The sequence below is a fragment of the Streptomyces sp. CNS606 genome, from assembly GCF_000426325.1.
On the sequence record NZ_AUFD01000014.1, the window covers coordinates 1 to 21,916 of the forward strand.

The window sequence follows — 21,916 nt, forward strand, 5'->3', positions numbered from 1 at the left end:
CACCCTGGACCAGGACCTGATCCTGTACCTGTTCGGTACGCCGGGTCAGGACCGGTTCTGGTTCATGTGGGACGACCTGGTGCGCGGTGCGATCGGTGCCGTGGTGCTGGTGGACACCCGCCGGCTGGCGGACTGCTTCCCGGCCGTGGACTACTTCGAGAACAGCGGTCTGCCGTTCGTGATCGCGCTCAACGGCTTCGAAGGTCATCAGCCGTACACACCGGAGGAGGTGCGGGAGGCGCTGCAGATCGGCCCGGACGCGCCGATCATCACCACCGACGCCCGGCACCGCGCCGACGCCAAGAGTGCGCTGATCACCCTGGTCGAGCACGCGCTGATGGCCCGGCTCCGCTGAGCGAACCCACCGATCCCCGCGGACACCGGACGGGCTCCGGCAGGGCCGAGCCCGTCCGGCGTCCGCGGAGGCGTGCAATAGGCTGAGGGGCGCACCCGCAGACGCCGAGCCCCAAGGAAATCCCCGTGCGCATCGCCCGCTTCTCCCTCGACGGCAACGTCGCCTTCGGCGTCGTCGAGGGCGACGAACTCGAGATCATCAAGGGCCACCCCTTCGCCGACTTCGAGCGCTCGGGCCACAAACTCCCCCTCGGCGCCGAACAGGTCCGCCTGCTCTCCCCGGTGCTTCCGAACAAGGTCGTGGCCATCGGCCGCAACTACGCGGAGCATGCCAGGGAGCTGGGCAACGACGTCCCGGACGTGCCGGTCGTCTTCTTCAAGCCCTCGACCTCCGTCGCCGGGCCCGGAGATCCCGTCGTCTACCCCGGCTTCTCGTCCGAGGTGCACCACGAGGCGGAGCTCGCCGTGGTGATCGGCCGCATGTGCAAGGACGTGCCCCGCGAGCGCGCGCGTGACGTGATCCTCGGCTACACCTGTGCCAACGACGTCACCGCCCGTGACGCGCAGCGCGCGGAGAGCCAGTGGGCGCGGGCGAAGGGCTTCGACACCTCCTGCCCGCTCGGACCCTGGATCGAGACGGAGCTGGACCCCGCCGACCTGGCCGTGCAGTGCACGGTCAACGGCGAGCAGCGCCAGCTGGGCCGCACCAGCGAGATGGTCCGCCCGGTGGAGGACCTGATCGTGCACATCACCGAGGCCATGACGCTGCTCCCGGGCGACGTCGTCCTCACGGGCACCCCGGCAGGGGTCGGCCCCCTCCACCCCGGCGACGAGGTCGCCGTCACCATCGAAGGCATCGGCACTCTCACCAACAAGGTTGTCAACCGTGGCTGACGCAAACGTACGCGTCCGATTCTGTCCCTCGCCGACCGGCAACCCGCACGTCGGGCTCGTCCGCACCGCGCTGTTCAACTGGGCCTTCGCCCGGCACCACGGCGGCACGCTGGTCTTCCGTATCGAGGACACGGACGCCGCCCGCGACTCGGAGGAGTCCTACGAACAGCTGCTGGACGCCATGCGCTGGCTCGGCCTGGACTGGGACGAGGGCCCGGCGGCCTTCGACGGCGCCTCCGGCGCGGAGGTCGGCCCGCACGGCCCGTACCGCCAGTCGCAGCGCATGGACCTCTACCGGGACGTGGCCGGGAAGCTGCTCGACGCCGGTCACGCCTATCGCTGCTACTGCACCGCCGAGGAGCTGGAGACGCGCCGCGAGCTGGCGCGGGCCGAGGGCCGTCCGTCCGGCTACGACGGTCTGTGCCGCGACCTGCCGGCCGAGCAGGTTGCCGAGTACGAGGAGGCCGGCCGCGCGTCGATCGTCCGCTTCCGGATGCCGGACACGCCGATCACCTTCACCGACCTGGTGCGCGGCGAACTGACCTTCCAGCCGGAGAACGTCACCGACTACGGCATCGTGCGCGCCAACGGCGCCCCGCTGTACACGCTGGTCAACCCGGTCGACGACGCGCTGATGGAGATCACGCACGTGTTGCGCGGCGAGGACCTGCTGTCCTCCACGCCGCGCCAGATCGCGCTGTACCGGGCGCTCGCCGAGGTCGGCGTGGGCGGCGGCACCGTACCGGCGTTCGGTCACCTGCCGTACGTGATGGGGGAGGGCAACAAGAAGCTCTCCAAGCGGGACCCGCAGTCCTCGCTCAATCTCTACCGCGAGCGCGGCTTCCTGCCCGCCGGTCTGCTCAACTACCTCTCGCTGCTGGGCTGGTCGATCGCCGAGGACCGGGACGTCTTCACCCTGGAGGAGATGGTGGCGGCGTTCGACGTGGCGGACGTCAACGCCAATCCGGCGCGCTTCGACCTGAAGAAGTGCGAGGCCATCAACGCGACCCACATCCGGGAGATGCCGGCCGCCGACTTCGCCGCCGCCTGCGCGCCCTGGCTGCGCGACCCGTTCGCGCCCTGGAAGCCCGAGGCGTTCGACCAGGAGGCGTTCGCCGCGCTGGCGCCGCTGGCCCAGACCCGGCTGACGGTCCTCTCGGAAATCACCCAGAACGTCGACTTCCTCTTCCTCGAGGAGCCGGTGCGGGACGAGAAGTCCTGGCAGAAGGCGATGAAGCCGGGGGCCGCGGACGTGCTGCGGTCCATCCACTCGCGCCTGGCGGAGCTGGACGGCCCCTCCTGGGCCGCCGACCCGCTCAAGGAGGCCGTGCTGGCCGCCGGCGAGGCCCACGGTCTCAAGCTCGGCAAGGCGCAGGCGCCGCTGCGCGTGGCCGTCACCGGACGCACCGTCGGCCTGCCGCTGTTCGAGTCGCTGGAGGTGCTCGGTCGCGAGCGCACGCTTGCCCGGGTCGACGCCGCACTGGCCCAACTCGCCGCCCAGCCCGAGGGCTGAGACCCGTGCCCGGCCCGGTGAGCGCCGGAGACGTCGTCAGGACGTCTCCGGCCCTCACCGGCGTACGGGCCCGTGGCCGACGGGGAACCCGTTTTGGAGCACGGTCGTCGATCGGGTAATGTTCTTCCTGTCGCCGAACGGGGCGGGCCGGAAGGCCGGACCACCGCGAGGCGGCCACCCGAACACAATCCCCCCAGGGGTTGCGTTTTGGTGGGCTATGGTGTAATTGGCAGCACGACTGATTCTGGTTCAGTTAGTCTAGGTTCGAGTCCTGGTAGCCCAGCGCGATCTCGCAGAGCAGCAGCTCCTCGCAGATCGATGCCCCCGTTGTGTAGCGGCCTAGCACGCCGCCCTCTCAAGGCGGTAGCGCCGGTTCGAATCCGGTCGGGGGTACGGATCCTCTTCGGAGGATCAGCGGTAAGCCCCCGTTGTGTAGCGGCCTAGCACGCCGCCCTCTCAAGGCGGTAGCGCCGGTTCGAATCCGGTCGGGGGTACACGGTCGCGAAGACCTCCCGCTCACCGAAGAAGCCCTCCCCCCGGGAGGGCTTCTTCGCGTTCCGCGGCCGGCCCCGGGGGCCGGCCGCGAGGCCTCAGCTTCCGCCGCTGCGCCGCAGCGACTCGCTCAGCCGCGCCGCCGCGTCCACGATCGCCTGCGCGTGCATACGCCCCGGGTGCCGCGTCAGCCGCTCGATCGGCCCGGACACGGACACCGCCGCGACCACGCGGTTCGACGGGCCGCGCACCGGCGCGGACACCGACGCCACTCCCGGTTCCCGTTCGCCGATCGACTGCGCCCAGCCGCGCCGCCGTACGCCGGACAGGGCCGTCGCCGTGAAACGGGCCCCCTGGAGCCCTCGGTGCAACCGCTCCGGTTCCTCCCAGGCCATGAGGATCTGCGCCGCCGACCCGGCCTTCATCGGCAGCGTCGACCCGACCGGGACGGTGTCCCGCAGGCCGGACAGCCGCTCGGCCGCCGCTACGCAGATCCGCATGTCGCCCTGGCGCCGGTACAACTGCGCGCTCTCCCCGGTGATGTCCCGCAGGTGTGTGAGCACCGGGCCGGCCGAGGCGAGCAGCCGGTCCTCGCCGGCCGCGGCGGCCAGCTCGCCCAGCCGCGGGCCCAGGATGAACCGGCCCTGCATGTCCCGCGCCACCATGCGGTGGTGCTCCAGCGCCACCGCGAGCCGGTGGGCCGTCGGGCGTGCCAGCCCGGTCGACCCGACCAGCCCGGCGAGGGTCGCCGGCCCGGACTCCAGTGCGCTGAGCACCAGAGCCGCCTTGTCGAGAACGCCCACTCCGCTCGTGGCGCCGCTACTGTTGTCCATGCGTCGATACTCACGTCTCAGAGTATGAAACGCAAGTTCAATTTCCTCCCGGACCCTCCAGTCTGGAGTGAGAGTCGCCACGCGCCCCCCGGGGCGCGTACGGGAGGCGAAGGGCAACGACATGTGCCCGGCGGCGCTGCCGGTCACGGAGGGAAAGCGATGGCACGGACACTCGCGGAGAAGGTCTGGGACGACCATGTCGTCCGGCGTGCGGAGGGCGAACCCGACCTCCTCTTCATCGATCTCCACCTGCTCCACGAGGTGACCAGCCCGCAGGCCTTCGACGGGCTGCGCAAGGCCGGCCGCCCCGTGCGCCGGACCGACCTCACCCTCGCCACCGAGGACCACAACACCCCCACGCTCGACATCGACAAGCCCATCGCCGACCCCGTCTCCCGCACCCAGCTGGAGACCCTGCGCAAGAACTGCGCGGACTTCGGCGTCCGGCTGCACCCGCTGGGCGACGTCGAGCAGGGCATCGTCCACGTGGTGGGACCGCAGCTGGGACTGACCCAGCCCGGCACCACCGTGGTGTGCGGCGACAGCCACACCGCCACGCACGGCGCGTTCGGCGCGCTGGCCTTCGGTATCGGCACCAGCCAGGTCGAGCACGTGCTCGCCACCCAGACCCTGCCGCTGGCCCCGTTCCGGACGATGGCGGTCACGGTGCGGGGTGAACTGCCCGAGGACGTCACCGCCAAGGACCTGATCCTCGCCGTCATCGCCCGCATCGGCACCGGCGGTGGCCAGGGCTACGTCATCGAGTACCGGGGCGAGGCCATCGAGAAGCTCTCGATGGAAGCCCGGATGACCATCTGCAACATGTCCATCGAGGCGGGCGCCCGCGCCGGCATGATCGCCCCGGACGAGACCACCTTCGCCTACCTGAAGGGCCGCGACCACGCCCCGCAGGGCGCCGACTGGGACGCCGCGGTGGAGTACTGGCGGACGCTGCGCACCGACGACGACGCGGCCTTCGACCACGAGGTCGTCCTGGACGCCTCCCAGCTGGCCCCCTTCGTCACCTGGGGCACCAACCCGGGACAGGGCGCCCCGCTCTCCGCGTCCGTGCCCGACCCGGCGTCGTTCGCCGACGACAGCGACCGGTACGCCGCCCAGAAGGCGCTGGAGTACATGGGCCTGTCCGCCGGGCAGCCGCTGCGCGAGATCCCCGTCGACACCGTGTTCGTGGGCTCCTGCACCAACGGCCGCATCGAGGACCTGCGCGCCGCCGCCGCCGTACTGGAGGGGCACCGGGTCGCCGACGACGTCACGATGCTGGTGGTGCCCGGCTCGGTGCGGGTCTCCCTCCAGGCCGTGGCGGAGGGCCTGGACAAGGTCTTCACCGCCGCCGGTGCCGAATGGCGGCACGCCGGCTGTTCGATGTGCCTCGGCATGAACCCCGACCAGCTCGAACCGGGGGAGCGCGCCGCGTCCACCTCCAACCGCAACTTCGAGGGCAGGCAGGGCAAGGGCGGTCGCACCCACCTGGTCTCGCCGCAGGTCGCCGCCGCCACCGCGGTGCTGGGCCGCCTCGCCTCGCCCGCCGACCTCGCCGACGTCCCCGCACTCCAGGAGGCCTGAGCCATGGAAGCCTTCACCACCCACACCGGCCGGGCCGTACCGCTGCGCCGCAGCAACGTCGACACCGACCAGATCATCCCCGCCCACTGGCTGAAGAAGGTCACCCGGGACGGCTTCGAGGACGGGCTGTTCGAGGCCTGGCGCAAGGACCCGGACTTCGTCCTCAACCAGCCGCGGTACGCAGGCGGCACCGTGCTCGTCGCGGGTCCCGACTTCGGCACCGGCTCCTCCCGCGAGCATGCCGTCTGGGCGCTCCAGAACCACGGGTTCAAGGCCGTCGTCTCCTCCCGCTTCGCCGACATCTTCCGCGGCAACTCGCTCAAGAACGGCCTGCTCACGGTCGTGCTCCCGCAGGAGACCGTGGAGCGGCTGTGGCAGCTGGCGGAGCGCGACCCGCAGGCCCCGGTGACCGTCGACCTGCAGCGGCGCAAGGTCCTGGCCGAGGGGGTCGACGCCGACTTCGAGCTCGACGAGAACGCGCGCTGGCGGCTCCTGGAAGGGCTGGACGACATCAGCCTCACCCTCCAGAACGAGACCGCCATCGCCGCCTACGAGAGCCGCCGCCCGGCCTTCAAGCCCCGGACCCAGGCCGCCTGACGGCTCCCGGCGAGGGCGGACGGCCGCCCACGCGCCCCCCGCCCGCAGGACACTGTTCCGCAGGCGGGGGGCGCGTCGCCGTGTTGGGTCCCCGCAAGGTGACAACTCACCTCAGGTGGCACAATCGGAACATGGACAGCGACGGTCAACTCGAGCTCTACGACCGACTCGCCGCCCGCCTGAAGGAGGCGCACACACGCGTACGCACCCTGCAAGTCCCGGAGGGCGTACGGGTGGCGCTGACGCGGAAGCTGCTCGTCGTCACGGCGGCCTCCAAACACGATCCGGCGGACGCCGAGCGGCGTCTGGCGCGGCTCATGACGGACATCGACGAGGGGCGGTTCCCGGCCGAGCGAGGCGGAGTGGGCGACGGGCAACGCCGCGGTGAAACCGGTGCGGCGGGCTCCGACGGGCCTTCCTGACGGTCGACTTCATTGCGGCACAAGGGTGATTCGCCCGTTTCGCGTTTGATTTGCGGTATATATCTGCCTACCGTGCGAAAAAGCTTGGACCCGATAGTTCCGGCACCGTCTGGTTGAAGGGGAAGACGTGAACAAGGCGCAGCTCGTTGAAGCAATTCAGGATCAGCTCGGTGGACGCCAGCAGGCCGCGGACGCGGTCGATGTCGTCCTGGACGCGATCGTCCGCGCAGTGGTCGCGGGCGACCGAGTGTCGGTGACGGGGTTCGGCTCCTTCGAGAAGGTCGACCGCCCGGCGCGATACGCCCGCAACCCGCAGACCGGCGAGCGGGTCCGGGTCAAGAAGACCTCGGTACCCCGTTTCCGGGCGGGCCAGGGCTTCAAGGACCTGGTCAGCGGGGCCAAGAAGCTCCCCAAGAACGACGTGGCCGTGAAGAAGGCGCCGAAGGGCAGCCTCTCCGGTGGCACTTCCACCAAGAAGGCCGCCACCAAGAAGGCGGCGGCGAAGAAGGCCACCGCCAAGAAGGCCACCGCGCGGAAGGCCGCGGCGAAGAAGGCCCCGGCCAAGAAGACCACCGCGAAGAAGGCGACCGCGCGCAAGACCACCGCGCGCAAGACGGCCGCCAAGTCCACGGCCAAGAAGTCGGCGGCGAAGAAGACCACCGGCAAGAAGGCCACCGCCAAGAAGGCCCCGGCCAAGCGGAGCGTCGCCAAGAAGGCCCCCGCCCGCAAGACCTCGGCCCGCAAGACGACCGCGAAGAAGACCACCGCCCGCAGGCGCTGACCGCGCACCCGGGCAGCAGGAACGTCTCCGCGCCGGGCCGGGCTCCCTCGGGGGAGCCCGGCCCGCGGGCGTTCCCCGGGACCCGGGCCCCGCCCGACGGCTCTCAGAGGGTCTGCAGCGTCACCAGGACGATCCGGCGCGCGTCGGCTTCGCCCTCGACCTCGATGCGCACCCGCTGGCCGGGCCGCAGCAGCCGCAGCCCGCCGGCGTCGAAGGCCGCCGCGTCGAACGGCAGCGGCGTGCCGTCGTCCAGCAGCACGCTGCCGGTTCTGGTCCCGGGGTCGTAGGTGTACGAGGTGGCCTGCATGGCCGGTAGCGTACGCGCCGCCGGCCCGGTCCGCGCGGCGGTGTGCCGCCCCACCCCGAGCCGCAGCGCCACCCGCAGGTCCTCCGCCGTGTCCACGTCCCGCCGTACGCTGGCCACCTCCCGGCCGTCCAGCGCCGCGGCGTCCAGTTCCACGGCCCCCGACGCCAGATGACGCCTCCGGGACGGGCCCCCGAACGCCGGTGCGAGCGGGCTGCCGGGCCGCGCGGCGAGCAGCGTCGTCCCCACGCCCGCGGCGTCCGCCACGAACGCCCGCGGATGCGCCGCGGCCGCGGCCAGCACCCGGCCCAGCTCCTCCGGGCGCAGCGCGGGCAGGTCGGCGCCCAGTGCGGCCACCGGGGCCTCCGCTCCCCCTGGGCCGGTCCGCACCGCCTGCGCGCCGTGGGCCAGCGCCGCGTTGAGGCCGCGCCCCGGGGCGTCCGGCACCGTGTCCGCGCCCAGCGCGGCCAGTTCCGCCGCCGCGCGCGGGTCGTCCGTGACGACCACCACACCGCGCACCTCCGGGCAGGCCAGCGCCGCGCTCACGGTGTCCTGGGCGAAGGCCAGGGCGAGGCCGGGCCGTGCCGCGTCGCCGGCCGTCGCGCCGAGCCTGCTCTTGGCCCGTGCCAGCGGTTTCAACGGCATCACCAGACGCCATCCGGTGCCGCCCGCCCCCACCACGTCGCCGTTCATCCCGCCCATTCTCCTCCGCGCCCCCGGTGCCTCCCCCGCCGCCCTCCGGGCCCGTGACCTCCCCCGGGCCCGTCCCGGCCCGAGGACCGCGGGGTTACGGTGTGCACGACAGCTATCCGCTCGACAGAGTGCGTACGGCGGCACCACACTTGGGCGGCTGTCCCGATCGGCCAAGAGGAGATGGTGTCCCGGTGTCCCGCCGCAAAATCGGCTTCTGGTACCGCCTAGCCGCGGTTTTGGTGAAACCGCCGCTACTGGTGCTGTTCAAGCGGGACTGGCGAGGAATGGAGCACATTCCGGCCGACGGCGGATTCATCGCCGTGGTCAATCACAACTCCTATCTCGACCCTCTCTCCTACGCGCACTACCAGTACAACACCGGGCGCGTCCCGCGCTTCCTGGCCAAGAACTCCCTCTTCAAGGGCGGTCCCATGGGCGGCTTCATGCGCCGCCTCGGCCAGATTCCGGTGTACCGGGAGTCCGCGGACGCGGTGGGGGCCTTCAAGGCGGCCGTGGAGGCCATCGACGAGGGCGAATGCGTCGCCTTCTACCCCGAGGGGACGCTCACCCGCGACCCCGACCTGTGGCCGATGACCGGCAAGACCGGTGCCGCCCGCGTCGCGCTGCTGACCCGGGCCCCGGTGATCCCGGTGGCCCAGTGGGGCGCCAACCACGTCATGCCGCCGTACGCCCGGAAGAAGCGGCTCCGTCTCTTCCCCCGCAAGACCCTGACCGTGCAGGCCGGTCCGCCCGTCGACCTCTCCGCGTTCCACGGCCGGGAACCGACGGCGGAGATCCTGCGGGCCGTCACCGACACCCTGATGGACGCCGTCGCCGCGGAGCTCGCCGACATCCGCGGCGAGAAGCCGCCGGCCGAACGCTACGACCACCGCAAGGCCGTCTCCGCACGCACCACCCGTGCCGTACGCACCCGACCGCAGCAGGACGCCGGGCTGCGCGCCGGCGAAGGGTCCGGCCCGGAGCCGTCCGCGGCGCAGCCGCAGCAGGCCGCGTCGCCTCGGGCCCCGCGCGCCGAGGAGGGGAGGAACGCGTGAGCCGCGTCGCCGTCTACGGAACCGGTTCCTGGGGCACCGCGTTCGGCATGGTGCTCGCCGACGCGGGCTGCGAGGTGACCCTGTGGGGCCGCCGCCCGGACCTCGCCGAGGCCGTGAACACCACCCGCACCAACCCCGACTACCTGCCCGGCGTCGAACTGCCGGCCGCGGTCACCGCCACCACCGACCCGGCCGAGGCCGCCCGCGACGCCGAGTTCACCGTCCTCGCCGTGCCCTCCCAGACCCTCCGCGAGAACCTCGGCCGCTGGGCGCCCCTGCTGCATCCGGAGACCGTGCTGGTCTCCCTGATGAAGGGCGTCGAACTCGGCACCGCCAAGCGGATGAGCGAGGTCATCGCCGAGATCACCGGCGCCGGCGACGACCGGGTGGCCGTGCTCAGCGGCCCCAACCTCGCCAAGGAGATCGCCGCCCGGCAGCCCGCCGCCTCCGTCGTCGCCTGCCGCGACGAGTCCGTGGCCCGCAGGCTCCAGGCCGCCTGCCACACCCCGTACTTCCGGCCCTACACCAACACCGACGTCGTCGGCTGCGAACTCGGCGGCGCCGTGAAGAACGTGATCGGCCTCGCCGTGGGCATCGCCGACGGCATGGGGCTGGGCGACAACGCGAAAGGCTCGCTCATCACGCGCGGCCTCGCCGAGACCACCCGCCTCGGGCTCGTCATGGGCGCCGACGCGCACACCTTCGCCGGCCTGGCGGGCATGGGCGACCTCGTCGCCACCTGCTCCTCCCCGCTCTCCCGCAACCACACCTTCGGCACCAACCTGGGCCGCGGCATGACCCTGGAGGAAGCCGTCGCCGCGACGAAGCAGACCGCGGAGGGCGTCAAGTCCTGCCAGTCCGTGCTGGATCTCGCCGGGCGGCACGGCGTCGACATGCCGATCACCGAGACGGTGGTGAGCATCGTGCACAAGGGCACGCCGCCGCTGGTCGCCCTCAAGGAACTCATGTCGCGCAGCGCGAAGGCCGAGGGTGTGTGAGGGTCCACGAGCCCTCCCAGACGGTAAAGTCGACGCGATATGAGCAGCGAGACCCCCAGCACCAGCCCCAGCGCCGGCGTGTCGAAGGCCGCCGGCGACAAGCCCCGCGTCGCCGTCGTCTTCGGCGGCCGTAGCTCCGAGCACGGCGTCTCCGTCCTCACGGCGGGCGCGGTCCTGCGCGCCATCGACCGCGAGAAGTACGAGGTGCTCCCCATCGGCGTCACCGCCGACGGACGGTGGGCGCTCACCAGCGACGACCCCGAGCGGATGGCCATCGCCGACCGCCGGCTGCCCGCCGTCGCCGAGCTCGCCGAGTCCGACGCGGGCGTCGTGCTGCCGGTGGACGCGGGGAGCCGCGAGGTCGTCCTCTCCGAGCCCGGCCAGGTGCCCAAGGCGCTGGGCGAGGTCGACGTCGTCTTCCCCGTCCTGCACGGCCCGTACGGCGAGGACGGCACCCTTCAGGGACTGCTGGAACTCTCCGGTGTGCCCTACGTCGGCGCGGGCGTGCTGGCCTCCGCGGTCGGCATGGACAAGGAGTACATGAAGCGGGTCTTCACCTCCTTCGGGCTCCCCGTCGGCCCGTACGTCGCGATCCGCCCCCGCGAGTGGGAGTCCGACGCGGCCGCCGCGCGCAAGAAGATCGTCGACTTCGCGGGTGAGCACGGCTGGCCGGTCTTCGTGAAGCCGGCCCGCGCCGGCTCCTCCATGGGCATCAGCAAGGTCGACGACCTCGCCGGTCTCGACGACGCGGTCGAAGAGGCCCGCCGTCACGACCCGAAGATCATCGTCGAGTCGCTGCTGCGCGGCCGCGAGATCGAGTGCGGAGTGCTGGAGTTCGAGGACGGTCCGCGCGCCAGCGTCCCGGCGGAGATCCCGCCGGTCTCGGCGCACGACTTCTACGACTTCGAGGCCAAGTACATCGACTCCGCGACGGGCATCGTCCCGGCGCCGCTCACCGAGGAGCAGACCGCGCGCGTCCGGGAGCTGGCCGTCGCCGCGTTCGAGGCCGTCTCCTGCGAGGGCCTGGTCCGCGCCGACTTCTTCCTCTGTGAGGACGGCGAGTTCGTGATCAACGAAATCAACACGATGCCGGGGTTCACGCCGATCTCCATGTACCCGCGGATGTGGCAGGAGGCCGGCATCGGCTACCCGGAGCTCGTCGACCGTCTCCTCCAGGCCGCGCTCCGCCGCCCCACCGGCCTGCGCTGACCGCCGCGCGCGCCCGCACGCCCGGCGCGCGCCGGGCGTGCGGGCGCGCCCCGTCGGGCAGGTCCGAGACCCGGGAGGTCAGGAGGCCTGGCGGGGGACGGCGGAGCGCACGGCGTCCGCGAGGCCGGTCAGCACGCCGATCTCCGGTGCGTACGCGGCCGGAACGGTCACCTCCACACGCGGCGCCCGCTCCGTCGTCGTGAAGCGGTATCCCTCGTCCTGCTCCTCCAGAAGCCAGGAGACGCCGTTCACCTCCGCCGCGTCGGAGGTGGGGTTGTAGTGTTCACTCCCGGGCCTGAGCACTTCGGGCTCCGCCACTCCGCACCGCAGCTCGACCGCCGGGTCGCCCCACGTGGCCGTGTACGGGGAGCTCTTCCGGGCCTCCCCGCGCTCCAGCCCGGCGACCCGTTCCGGCAGTGCCGCGTGCAGCGCCCGGCACGCCTCGGCGGCCTCGCCGGACGGGGCCGGGACGGCAGGGCCGGCGTCGTCCGTGGAGCAGCCCGCCACGGCCCCGCACAGGGCGAACGCGAGCAGCAGCCGCCCGTACACAGGGAGGAACCGGCGGGCTGCGCGACGGCGGTACGAGGCCGACGAGGCGGACGACAGGGACGATGCGGAACTCACCGCGCGAGCATACGGGGGAGCTAGAGATGAACGACCGGGCAGGTCAGGGTGCGGGTGATCCCCTCCACGCGCTGCACCTTCGCCACCACCAGGCGCCCGAGATCGTCGACCGTGTCGGCCTGCGCACGCACGATGACGTCGTACGGGCCGGTCACGTCCTCCGCCTGGATCACGCCCTCTATCCCGGCGACGACCTCGGCGACGGTGGACGCCTTGCCGACCTCGGTCTGGATGAGGATGTACGCCTGTACCACGGGACCTCCAGGGCGGCTGCGGCGACCGGTTCGCCGGTCGTTTCGGGGATCATGGTGGGGAAGAGGGAGGTTACGGTACCGCGCCGCCGCCGGTGCCGGGAGACCCACGGGGGTGCCGGCGCGGGCCGGCCGGCGCGTGCGGGCCGCCCGGTGGACGAGGACCGTGGAGCGCGCGCAGCGCGTGCGGAACGTGAAGGGGCAGAGGCATGCTGAGTTCTCCGGGGGGAAACCCCCACCACCCCAGCACCGTGGCCGAACTCGGCGAGTTCGGACTCATCCGGGAGCTGACGTCCCGCCTGGACACCACACCGTCCGTGCACCTGGGACCCGGCGACGACGCGGCGGTGGTGGCGGCTCCCGACCGGCGGGTGGTGGCGACCACCGACATCCTGCTCGAGGGGCGGCACTTCCGCCGCGACTGGTCCACAGCGTACGACGTGGGGCGCAAGGCCGCAGCTCAGAACCTGGCGGACGTCGCGGCGATGGGCGCGGTGCCCACCGCGTTGCTGCTGGGCCTCGTCGTGCCGGCCGAACTGCCGGTGAACTGGCCGACGGAGCTGATGGACGGCATCCGCGACGAGGCCCGCGTCGCCGCAGCTGCGGTGGTCGGCGGGGACGTGACCCGCGGCGACGTCATCACCGTGGCCATCACCGCGCTCGGCGACCTCCGGGACAAGGCGCCCGTCACCCGCTCCGGCGCCCGCGCCGGCGACGTGGTCGCCGTGACCGGCTGGCTCGGCTGGTCGGCGGCCGGGCACGCCGTACTGTCCCGCGGCTTCCGTTCGCCGCGTGCGTTCGTCGAGGCCCACCGCCGTCCGGAGCCGCCGTACCACGCGGGGCCGGCCGCCGCCGGGCTCGGCGCCACCGCGATGACCGACGTCAGCGACGGGCTGATCGCGGACCTGGGCCACATAGCCGTCGCGAGCCGCGTGCGGATCGACGTACGGTCCCGGCAACTGGACGTGCCGCTCCAGATGTCGGACATCGGCCAGGCGGTCGGCGTCGACCCGCTGCAGTGGGTGCTCACCGGGGGAGAGGACCACGCGATCGTGGCCACCTTCCCGCGCGACCGCAAACTCCCGGCCCGCTGGCGGGTGATCGGCGAGGTGCTTCGCCCCGCGGGCACGCCGCAGGTGACCGTCGACGGTGCGCCGTGGGACCGGGCCGGCGGCTGGGACCACTTCGGCCCGGGCCAGGACTGAGCCGCTGCGGCCGGGCCGGTACATTCGCAGCCATGACCACGCCACCGTCCGCAGCCGCGCCGCCCTGCGTGCTGACCGTCGCCGGGTCCGACTCCGGGGGCGGCGCCGGCATCCAGGCGGACCTGAAGACCATGCTGGCACTGGGCACCCACGGCATGAGCGTGCTCACCGCCGTCACCGCGCAGAACTCGCTGGGCGTCCAGGGCGCCTGGGACCTGCCCGAGGAGGCGGTCCGCGCCCAGTTCCGCAGCGTCGTGGACGACATCGGAGTGCGGGCGGTGAAGACCGGCATGCTGTCCTCCGCCACACTGGTGCGGACGGTGGCCGGCCTGCTCGCCGAGGTCACGGTCCCCGTCGTGGTGGACCCGGTGGGGGTCTCCAAGCACGGCGACGCGCTGCTCGCGTCCGACGCCCTGGACGCCGTGCGCGACGCGCTGCTCCCGGCCGCGACCGTCGCCACGCCCAACCTGGACGAGGTGGCGCAGCTCACCGGTGTGCGGGTGCGGGAGGAGGACGACCTGCGGAAGGCCGCCGAGGCGGTCCTCGCCCACGGACCGCGCTGGGCGCTGATCAAGGGCGGGCATCTTCGCGGGGACGCCGTCGACCTGCTCACCGACGGCGCGGAGGAACACTGGCTGCGCGCCCCCCGGCACGACAACCGCCACACGCACGGCACCGGCTGCACCCTGGCGAGCGCGCTGGCCGCGGAACTGGCGAAGGGCCGTACGGTGCCGGACGCGGCCGCCGCCGCCAAGGACTACGTCACCGGGGCGATCGCTGCAGGCTTCGCGCTGGGCGGCGGCATCGGTCCCGTCGACCACGGCTGGCGCACCCGCCGCTGAGCTCCGGCCGGCGACGCCCCGGGCCCGGGGCGCGTGCCTCCCGCACGTTCCGCGCACACGGGCGCGTACGTTCCGCGCACACGAGAAAGCCGGCCCGCCCTCGAGGCGGACCGGCTTCGCAGCAACCAGCAGGTGGCCGCGCTGACGTCAGCGCGAGACCTTGCCGGCCTTGATGCACGAGGTGCAGGCGTTGAGGCGCTTCGGCGTCCCGCCGACCACGGCACGCACGCGCTGGATGTTCGGGGTCCAGCGACGCGGCGTACGGCGGTGCGAGTGGGAGATGTTGTTGCCGAAGCCCGGCCCCTTGCCGCAGACGTCGCAGTTGGCAGCCACGGGTCACTCCAAAGACTTCAGATGCGCTTACGGTGAATCCCGGCGTCGCTGGTGCAGGAGCCTGACCGGCGGGGCCCGGGAAGAGTTCGCGCCCGACCACATCGGGCAACCGGAGCAGCATACAACGGTCCCGCGCGAACAGTGAAACCGGCTCCGCTCCCTCCGGAGCGGGAGGGGTGCAGGCGAGGGGCCGGTGCACCCGAGGCGGCGGTGCGCGCGAGGCGGCGGCGCGCGCCCCACGCGCCGGACAGGTCCTAGCATGGCGCCCGTCCCGTCCCCCCTCCCGAGGAGGCCGCCCCGTGCCGTCCACGCTCGATCCCGCAGCGGTACGGCACTGGTGCACCCGCGCCCTGGACGCGCTCCGGCGCGGCCGCGAGGACATCGACACCATCAACGTCTTCCCCGTCGCCGACGGCGACACCGGGAGCAACCTCTGCCTCACCCTCGCCGCCGCGGACCGCGCGCTGCGCGCGCCGGGGGCCGAGTGCCGCACCGTCGCCGAGGCGATGCGGACGGCCGCCCACGGCGCCCTGCTCGGCGCCTGCGGCAACTCCGGCACCATCCTGGCCCAGCTGATGCGCGGCATGGCCGAGGCCTACGCCGACCCCGACGGCGGAGGGGAGCCCTCCGGCGGTGACCTGCTCCGGCGCGGCCTGCGCCGGGCCGCCGACGCCGCGTACGAGGCGGTCGCCCATCCCGTCGAGGGCACCATGCTGTCGGTGGCCCGCGCCGCCGCCGACGCCGCCGCGGCCACCCCGGGAAACGACGGCGCGGCCGTCGCCCGAGCCGCCCGTGACGGCGCGCGGACGGCCCTGGCCGCCACTCCCGGCCAGCTCGCCGTACTGGCCCGCGCCGGAGTCGTCGACGCCGGGGGGCGCGGCCTGCTGGTCGTCCTGGACGCCCTCGCCGCGACCCTCTCCGGCGAGGAGCCCGACCCGCCGGAACCGGCTCGGCCGCCCGCCGCACCGGACACCCCCCGCCGTCCGGTCCCGGAGCCCCGGCACGCCCCGCGCGCAGACGGAGAAGAGCAGCCCTCTCCCGCTTTCGAGGTGATGTACCTGCTGGACGCCGACGAGAACGCGGTGCACCGCCTGCGCGGCGCTCTCGACGCCCTCGGAGACTCCCTCGTCGTCATCGGCGGCGAGGGCCTGTGGAACGTGCACGTGCACGTGGACGACGCGGGCGCCGCCGTGGAGGCCGGGATCGCCGCCGGGCGGCCGCACCGCGTCCGCATCACCCACCTCGCCTCCGCGCCGGACCGGCACGCGGCCGGGGCGACGCCGGACTGCGCGGGGGAGCCGCCGCCGGAGCGGACCCGCGCCGTGGTCGCCGTCGTCCGCGGCGAGGGCCTGGCCGGGCTGTGCGAGGAGGCCGGCGCCTGCGTCGTCCGCGCACCGGCCGGCGGCGGCGCCGACGAGGACACCCTGACCGCGGCCGTACGCGGCTGCGGAGCACGGGAGATCGTGCTGCTCCCCAACGACCCGGAGCTGCACGCCACCGCCGTACGCGCCGCCGAACGCGCGCGCCCCCACGGCGTGCGCGTCGCCGTCGTCCCCACCCGCGCCGCCGTCCAGGGCATCGCCGCCCTCGCCGTGCACGACCCCGGCGCGCGGTTCGACGAGGACGTCGTCGCCATGACGTCCGCGGCCGGCGCCACCCGCTACGGCGAGGTGGCGGTGGCCGCGCGCGAGGCGTGGACCACGGCCGGCGTCTGCCAGGCCGGGGACGTCCTGGGCCTGGTCGAGGGCGACGTCGCGGTGATCGGTGACGACATCGCCCGCACCGCCTCCGACGTGCTGGAACGCATGCTCGCCGCGGGCGGCGAGATGGTCACCCTGGTCGTCGGCCCGCACGCCCCGGACGGGCTCGCCGCGCGCCTGGAGGCGCAGGTGCGCCGCGGCCACCTGGGCGTGGACACGGTCGTCTACGAGGGCCGTGCGGGCGCCGGCCCGCTGCTCGTCGGCGTGGAGTGACCCGGGCGGGCTCCGGGCGGCGGCGTACGCCGCACTGTCACCGTCATGGTGTGCAATGGAGCACGTGCCCTCGCTCGACGAACCCCTGAAGAAGGCCCTCGGCGGCAACACCGCGAAGGTGATGGCCGACCACCTCGACCTGCACACGGTCGGCGACCTGCTGCACCACTACCCGCGCCGGTACGCGGAGCGCGGCGAACTCACCAGGCTCGCCGACCTGCCGCTCGACGAGCACGTCACCGTCGTGGCCCGCATCGCCGACGCCCGCGTGCACTCCTTCAACCGCGGCCGCGGCCAGCGCCTGGAGGTCAACCTCACCGACGGCAGCGGCCGCCTCCAGCTCGTCTTCTTCGGCCGCGCGGTGTTCGCCGCCAAGCAGAAGCTGCTTCCCGGCCGCCGCGGCATGTTCGCCGGAAAGGTGGGCGTCTTCAACAGGAAGCTCCAGCTCTCCCATCCCGAGTTCAAGCTGCTCGACGACGACGGCGACGACCGCGAGACCGTGGAACGGTTCGCGAGTGCGCTGCTGCCGCTCTACCCGGCGTGCGCCCAGCTCTCGTCCTGGAAGATCGAGCAGGCCGTGGACACCGTGCTGACGTCCATGGAGGCCACCGGCTGGTCCGCCCTCACCGATCCGCTGCCCGCCCCGCTCCGCGACGCGCGCCGGCTGATCCCGCTTCCCGAGGCCTTCCGCAAGGTGCACCGGCCGCACACGCGGGCCGACCTCCACGACGCGCGGGCGCGGCTGAAATGGGACGAGGCGTTCGTCCTCCAGACCGTGCTCGCGCGGCGCCGGCTCGCCGAGTCGCACCTGCCCGCCGTGCCACGCCGTCCGGCCCGGGACGGGCTGCTGCACGCCTTCGACGCCCGCCTGCCGTTCACCCTCACCGAAGGGCAGCAGCAGGTCAGCCGCGAGATTCTGGACGACCTCGCCGGCGAACACCCCATGCACCGCCTCCTCCAGGGCGAGGTCGGCTCCGGCAAGACCCTGGTCGCGCTGCGCGCGATGCTCACCGCCGTGGACGCCGGCGGCCAGGCCGCCCTGCTCGCCCCGACCGAGGTCCTCGCCCAGCAGCACCACCGGTCGATCACCGAGATGATGGGCGAACTCGCCGAGGGCGGCATGCTCGGCGGCGCCGAGCACGGCACCAAGGTCGTGCTGCTCACCGGCTCGATGGGCACCGCGGCCCGCCGTCGCGCGCTGCTGGAACTCGCCACCGGCGAGGCCGGGATCGTCATCGGCACCCATGCCCTGATCGAGGACAAGGTGCAGTTCCACGACCTGGGTCTGGTGGTCGTCGACGAGCAGCACCGCTTCGGGGTGGAGCAGCGCGACGCGCTGCGCTCCAAGGGCAAGCAGCCGCCGCACCTGCTGGTGATGACCGCGACGCCGATCCCGCGCACGGTGGCCATGACCGTCTTCGGCGACCTGGAGACGTCCGTGCTGGACCAGCTGCCCGCGGGGCGTTCGCCCATCGCCAGCCACCTGGTGCCCGCCGCCGACAAGCCGCACTTCCTCGCCCGAACGTGGGAGCGCGTACGGGAGGAGGCCGAGGCGGGGCACCAGGCGTACGTGGTGTGCCCGCGGATCGGGGACGAGGACGAACCGGCCGCCGGCGCACGGGAGAAGACCGGCAGCGACGCCGCGGAGGACGGCTCTTCCCCGGACGCCTCCGCAGACCCCTCCGGGGGCGCCTCTGCGGAAGCCGACGGCGAACGCCGGCCGCCGCTCGCCGTCCTCGACCTGGTCGAACAGCTCGGTTCCGGGCCGCTGTCCGGGCTCCGCGTCGCCGCGCTGCACGGCCGCATGCAGCCGGACGCCAAGGACGGGGTGATGCGCGCCTTCGCCGACGGCGAGGTGGACGTGCTGGTGGCGACCACCGTCATCGAGGTCGGCGTCAACGTCCCCAACGCCACCGTCATGGTGATCATGGACGCCGACCGGTTCGGCGTCTCCCAGCTCCACCAGCTCCGCGGCCGGGTCGGCCGCGGAGCGGCGGCCGGACTCTGCCTGCTGGTCACCGAGGCGCACGAGGTCTCGCCCGCCCGCACCCGGCTGGAGGCGGTCGCGAGCACCACCGACGGCTTCGCGCTCTCCCGCATCGACCTCGAACAGCGTCGCGAGGGCGACGTGCTGGGGCAGGCGCAGTCCGGGGTGCGCTCGTCGCTGCGGATGCTCGCGGTCATCGACGACGAGGACGTCATCGCCGACGCCCGCCGGGAGGCCACCGCCCTGGTCGCCGGGGACCCGGAACTGGCGGCCCACCCGGAGCTGCGCACCGCGCTGGACGCCCTGCTGGACAAGGAGCGGGCCGACTACCTGGACAAGGGGTGAGGCGGTGCCGCCGGGCGGCCACGCCATATCGTGGACCGTGCCCGCGGGGCCGCGCACGCGGCGCCCGCGCGGCCGGCACGACCGCACCGCACCGCACGGAGGACTCGAGCCCATGACCCGCGTGATCGCCGGCGTCGCCGGCGGCAGACGGCTGGCGGTGCCGCCGGGTACCGGCACCCGCCCCACGTCCGACCGGGCCAGGGAGGGCATGTTCTCCAGCTGGGAGGCCCAGCTCGGCGGTCCGGCCGCCTGGCGCGGCCTGCGCGTGCTGGACCTGTACGGCGGCTCGGGCGCGGTCGGCCTGGAGGCGCTCTCGCGTGGCGCGTCCCACGTCCTGCTGGTCGAGTCGGACGCGCGCGCGGCGCGCACGATCCGGGAGAACGTGCGGGCGCTCGGGCTGCGCGGCGCTCAGGTGCGTGCGGCCCGCGCCGAGCAGATCCTCGCCGGGCCCGGGCCGGAGGAGCCGTACGGGCTGGTCTTCCTCGACCCGCCCTACGCCGTGTCCGACGACGACCTGCGCGAGATCCTCCTCACACTCCGTGCCCGGGGCTGGCTGACCGAGGACGCTCTCGCCACGGTGGAACGGAGCACCCGGGGCGGCGTTTTCGGCTGGCCGGAGGGGTACACCGGGCTGCGGTCCCGTCGCTACGGCGAGGGCACGCTCTGGTACGGTCGCGCCGCCGCACGGGAGGTTGCTCCCCAGTCATGCTGAGTTCCGAGAGCGAGGAGACGCCAGTGCGCCGCGCCGTCTGTCCGGGGTCGTACGACCCGATCACCAATGGGCACCTCGACATCATCGGCCGGGCCTCGAAGCTGTACGACGTGGTGCACGTCACGGTGATGATCAACAAGTCGAAGCAGGGCGTCTTCACCGTCGACGAGCGCATCGACCTCATCCGCCAGGTCACCGCCGACTACGGCAACGTGGAGGTCGAGGCCTTCCACGGCCTGCTGGTCGACTACTGCAAGCAGCGCGACATCCCGGCCATCGTCAAGGGGCTGCGCGCCGTCAGCGACTTCGACTACGAACTCCAGATGGCGCAGATGAACAACGGCCTGTCCGGCGTCGAGACGCTCTTCGTGCCGACCAACCCCACCTACTCGTTCCTCTCCTCCAGCCTGGTCAAGGAGGTCGCCGCCTGGGGCGGGGACGTCTCGCACCTGGTGCCGCCGCAGGTGCTGACCGCGCTGAACGACCGGCTCTCCCGGAAGTAGCGTCGCCCCTGCGGGCTCCCGGGCCGTACAGTCACACCCGTGGACGTACAGCAGAGACTCGACGAGATCGTGGCCACCGTCGACGGTGCCCGGTCGATGCCCATGTCGGCTTCCTGCGTGGTGAACCGGGCCGAACTGCTCGCCATGCTCGAAGAGGTGCGGGCGGCGCTGCCCGGCTCCCTCGCGCAGGCGCAGGAACTGCTCGGCGGCCGGGAGCAGATGGTCGCCGAGGCGCAGCAGGAGGCGCAGCGCATCATCGAGGGCGCCCGCGCCGAACGCGGCTCGCTGGTCGCCGGCACCGAGATCGCCCGGCAGGCGCAGCAGGAGTCCGACCGCATCCTCGCCGAGGCCCGGAGCGAGGCGGAGGAGATCCGCGCGGAGGCCGACGACTACGTCGACAGCAAGCTCGCCAACTTCGAGGTCGTGCTGAGCAAGACCATCGGCTCCGTCGAGCGGGGCCGGGAGAAGCTGCTCGGCGGCGCGCAGGGCGCTTACGACGACGCCGACGACGACGCGCCGGAGCGCACCGCCGACCCGGAGGAGCTGCGGCACCGCGCCGACGAGTACGTGGACGCCCGCCTCGGTTCCGTCGCGGCCGTGCTGACCAAGACGCTGGAGGCGGTCGGCCGCGGGCGGCAGAAGCTTCTGGGGCACCGCCCGGTCGACGAACTCGGCGCCCACCTGGCCGCGCAGGACCTGGGCGGAGAACAGGCGCCGCACACCAGCGACGCGGACTACCTCGCCGGTCTGGCGGACGTGCCGGCGCAGGCGTCCCCGGCGGCCGCCGTGCCGCCGCAGGTGCCGGACGCGATGCCGCCGGGAACGGTCCCGCCCGGAGCCGTCCCGCAGCAGCCGGCCGATCCGTACGCCCAGCCGGCCGCGGCAGCGCAGGACCCGTACGGCCAGGGTGCCTACTACGACGCCGGGCAGGGCGCCGGCTACCCGCAGGACCCGTACTACGGCGCGCAGCAGCCCGGCTACGGCGCGCAGCAGTACGGCGGACAGCCTGCCGCGGCGCTGGACGAGACCAGCTTCTTCGACACCGGGATGATCGACCTGGACCAGGTCGCCCGCTACGAGCAGCAGTACGCCGCCGGCCCGTACCAGCAGGACGCGGGCTACCCGCCGCAGTACGGCCAGGAGCAGGACCCCGCGTACCGGGGCGACGGCACGTACCAGGGCGACCAGGGGTATCCGCAGGGCTACCGCCAGTCCTACGACCCCGGCCCGTACGGCCCGGGCGGCGACGGCCGCGGCTGACCCGGCCAGGCGAGGTCCGCCCGTCCCGAATTGGGTACGGGGCGGCCCGTGCCGTATCCTGTCTGTTCGGCCGTACCTGCGCCCGCGCTGCGGGCTGCCCGGACGGCGTCCGCACCGCGGGCCGTGGCCGGCCCCGGACGGCACCAGCCCAC

Annotated in this window: 21 protein-coding genes, 3 tRNA genes and 1 pseudogene; 20 read left to right on the top strand and 5 right to left on the bottom strand. The window is 73.3% G+C overall.

The annotated features are described in order from the left end of the window. The 6 genes from K304_RS0111275 to K304_RS0111305 form a co-directional block, all read left to right on the top strand. The coding region (locus K304_RS0111275; protein ID WP_027763832.1) for an ATP/GTP-binding protein at positions 1–355 on the top strand (355 nt) is incomplete at its 5' end. A gap of 125 nt (positions 356–480) precedes the next feature. After that, the gene (locus K304_RS0111280; RefSeq protein ID WP_027763833.1) at positions 481–1,248 is read left to right on the top strand and encodes a fumarylacetoacetate hydrolase family protein; all 768 of its coding nucleotides are present in this window, start codon (positions 481–483) and stop codon (positions 1,246–1,248) included. Next, complete coding sequence (gene gltX / locus K304_RS0111285; RefSeq protein WP_027763834.1) at positions 1,241–2,761, top strand: glutamate--tRNA ligase; 1,521 nt, start codon at positions 1,241–1,243, stop codon at positions 2,759–2,761. Before K304_RS0111280 ends, gltX begins: the two co-directional genes overlap by 8 nt. Before the next feature lie 211 nt (positions 2,762–2,972). After that, a tRNA-Gln gene (locus tag K304_RS0111290) sits at positions 2,973–3,044 on the top strand. Between the two features lie 37 nt (positions 3,045–3,081). Then, positions 3,082–3,154: transfer RNA gene (locus tag K304_RS0111300), tRNA-Glu, on the top strand. Between the two features lie 28 nt (positions 3,155–3,182). Next, positions 3,183–3,255, top strand: a tRNA-Glu gene (locus K304_RS0111305). A 96-nt stretch (positions 3,256–3,351) separates the two neighbouring features. Here K304_RS0111305 and ndgR read toward each other — a convergent pair. Continuing rightward, positions 3,352–4,086: an IclR family transcriptional regulator NdgR gene (gene ndgR, locus K304_RS0111310; protein WP_027763835.1), complete on the bottom strand. Its 735-nt coding sequence runs from the start codon at positions 4,084–4,086 to the stop codon at positions 3,352–3,354. A gap of 159 nt (positions 4,087–4,245) precedes the next feature. Here ndgR and leuC point away from each other — a divergent pair, with 159 nt between their 5' ends. The 4 genes from leuC (at position 4,246) to K304_RS0111330 (ending at position 7,470) form a co-directional block, all read left to right on the top strand. Further along, positions 4,246–5,670 carry a 3-isopropylmalate dehydratase large subunit gene (leuC, locus tag K304_RS0111315; protein ID WP_027763836.1) on the top strand — a complete coding sequence of 475 codons (1,425 nt, stop codon included), beginning with the start codon at positions 4,246–4,248 and terminating at the stop codon, positions 5,668–5,670. A 3-nt stretch (positions 5,671–5,673) separates the two neighbouring features. Continuing rightward, positions 5,674–6,267, top strand: a complete 594-nt coding sequence (leuD, locus tag K304_RS0111320; RefSeq protein ID WP_027763837.1) for a 3-isopropylmalate dehydratase small subunit — start codon at positions 5,674–5,676, stop codon at positions 6,265–6,267. Positions 6,268–6,398: 131 nt separating this feature from the next. After that, on the top strand, positions 6,399–6,689 hold the full coding sequence (locus K304_RS28515) for an SCO5555 family protein (protein WP_051308312.1): 291 nt from the start codon (positions 6,399–6,401) through the stop codon (positions 6,687–6,689). 127 nt (positions 6,690–6,816) lie between these two features. After that, positions 6,817–7,470 carry an HU family DNA-binding protein gene (locus tag K304_RS0111330; protein ID WP_027763838.1) on the top strand — a complete coding sequence of 218 codons (654 nt, stop codon included), beginning with the start codon at positions 6,817–6,819 and terminating at the stop codon, positions 7,468–7,470. Between the two features lie 322 nt (positions 7,471–7,792). On the opposite strand, the pseudogene cofC reads toward K304_RS0111330, so the two are convergent. After that, a pseudogene (gene cofC, locus K304_RS28520) lies at positions 7,793–8,467 on the bottom strand (2-phospho-L-lactate guanylyltransferase); the annotation flags it as partial. A 191-nt stretch (positions 8,468–8,658) separates the two neighbouring features. On the opposite strand from cofC, the gene K304_RS0111340 reads away from it, so the two are divergent. From K304_RS0111340 to K304_RS0111350, 3 genes are read left to right on the top strand one after another with little or no spacing between them, the layout of a single operon-like run. Continuing rightward, on the top strand, positions 8,659–9,522 hold the full coding sequence (locus tag K304_RS0111340) for a lysophospholipid acyltransferase family protein (protein ID WP_027763839.1): 864 nt from the start codon (positions 8,659–8,661) through the stop codon (positions 9,520–9,522). Next, positions 9,519–10,520, top strand: coding sequence for an NAD(P)H-dependent glycerol-3-phosphate dehydrogenase (locus K304_RS0111345; RefSeq protein ID WP_027763840.1), 1,002 nt, complete (start codon positions 9,519–9,521; stop codon positions 10,518–10,520). Before K304_RS0111340 ends, K304_RS0111345 begins: the two co-directional genes overlap by 4 nt. A 39-nt stretch (positions 10,521–10,559) precedes the next feature. Further along, on the top strand, positions 10,560–11,729 hold the full coding sequence (locus K304_RS0111350; protein ID WP_027763841.1) for a D-alanine--D-alanine ligase family protein: 1,170 nt from the start codon (positions 10,560–10,562) through the stop codon (positions 11,727–11,729). Between the two features lie 78 nt (positions 11,730–11,807). Here K304_RS0111350 and K304_RS28525 read toward each other — a convergent pair whose 3' ends face one another. Both K304_RS28525 and K304_RS0111360 read right to left on the bottom strand, forming a co-directional pair. After that, positions 11,808–12,353, bottom strand: coding sequence for a DUF3515 domain-containing protein (locus K304_RS28525; RefSeq protein ID WP_486591636.1), 546 nt, complete (start codon positions 12,351–12,353; stop codon positions 11,808–11,810). A gap of 20 nt (positions 12,354–12,373) precedes the next feature. After that, a complete protein-coding gene (locus tag K304_RS0111360) occupies positions 12,374–12,607 on the bottom strand; it encodes an Lrp/AsnC family transcriptional regulator (RefSeq protein WP_027763842.1) in 234 nt (77 codons plus the stop codon). Positions 12,608–12,813: 206 nt separating this feature from the next. Here K304_RS0111360 and K304_RS0111365 point away from each other — a divergent pair, with 206 nt between their 5' ends. Together K304_RS0111365 and thiD are read left to right on the top strand one after the other, a co-directional pair. Next, positions 12,814–13,809 carry a thiamine-phosphate kinase gene (locus tag K304_RS0111365; RefSeq protein ID WP_051308316.1) on the top strand — a complete coding sequence of 332 codons (996 nt, stop codon included), beginning with the start codon at positions 12,814–12,816 and terminating at the stop codon, positions 13,807–13,809. A 32-nt stretch (positions 13,810–13,841) separates the two neighbouring features. Then, positions 13,842–14,651 carry a bifunctional hydroxymethylpyrimidine kinase/phosphomethylpyrimidine kinase gene (thiD, locus tag K304_RS0111370; RefSeq protein ID WP_027763844.1) on the top strand — a complete coding sequence of 270 codons (810 nt, stop codon included), beginning with the start codon at positions 13,842–13,844 and terminating at the stop codon, positions 14,649–14,651. A 147-nt stretch (positions 14,652–14,798) separates the two neighbouring features. Here the strand turns inward: thiD and rpmB are convergent, their stop codons facing one another. Then, complete coding sequence (rpmB, locus tag K304_RS0111375) at positions 14,799–14,984, bottom strand: 50S ribosomal protein L28 (protein WP_027763845.1); 186 nt, start codon at positions 14,982–14,984, stop codon at positions 14,799–14,801. Positions 14,985–15,283: 299 nt separating this feature from the next. Between rpmB and K304_RS0111380 the strand changes: the two genes are divergently transcribed. The 5 genes from K304_RS0111380 (at position 15,284) to K304_RS28530 (ending at position 21,764) form a co-directional block, all read left to right on the top strand. Continuing rightward, positions 15,284–16,957, top strand: a complete 1,674-nt coding sequence (locus tag K304_RS0111380) for a DAK2 domain-containing protein (RefSeq protein ID WP_027763846.1) — start codon at positions 15,284–15,286, stop codon at positions 16,955–16,957. 55 nt (positions 16,958–17,012) lie between these two features. Next, positions 17,013–19,289 carry an ATP-dependent DNA helicase RecG gene (gene recG, locus K304_RS0111385; RefSeq protein WP_027763847.1) on the top strand — a complete coding sequence of 759 codons (2,277 nt, stop codon included), beginning with the start codon at positions 17,013–17,015 and terminating at the stop codon, positions 19,287–19,289. A gap of 112 nt (positions 19,290–19,401) precedes the next feature. Continuing rightward, the gene (rsmD, locus tag K304_RS0111390; RefSeq protein WP_027763848.1) at positions 19,402–20,001 is read left to right on the top strand and encodes a 16S rRNA (guanine(966)-N(2))-methyltransferase RsmD; all 600 of its coding nucleotides are present in this window, start codon (positions 19,402–19,404) and stop codon (positions 19,999–20,001) included. After that, complete coding sequence (gene coaD / locus K304_RS0111395; protein WP_027763849.1) at positions 19,995–20,504, top strand: pantetheine-phosphate adenylyltransferase; 510 nt, start codon at positions 19,995–19,997, stop codon at positions 20,502–20,504. The genes rsmD and coaD overlap by 7 nt, the downstream gene beginning before the upstream one ends. Positions 20,505–20,543: 39 nt before the next feature. Then, positions 20,544–21,764, top strand: a complete 1,221-nt coding sequence (locus K304_RS28530; protein WP_486591637.1) for a F0F1 ATP synthase subunit B — start codon at positions 20,544–20,546, stop codon at positions 21,762–21,764. Positions 21,765–21,916 lie beyond the last annotated feature (152 nt).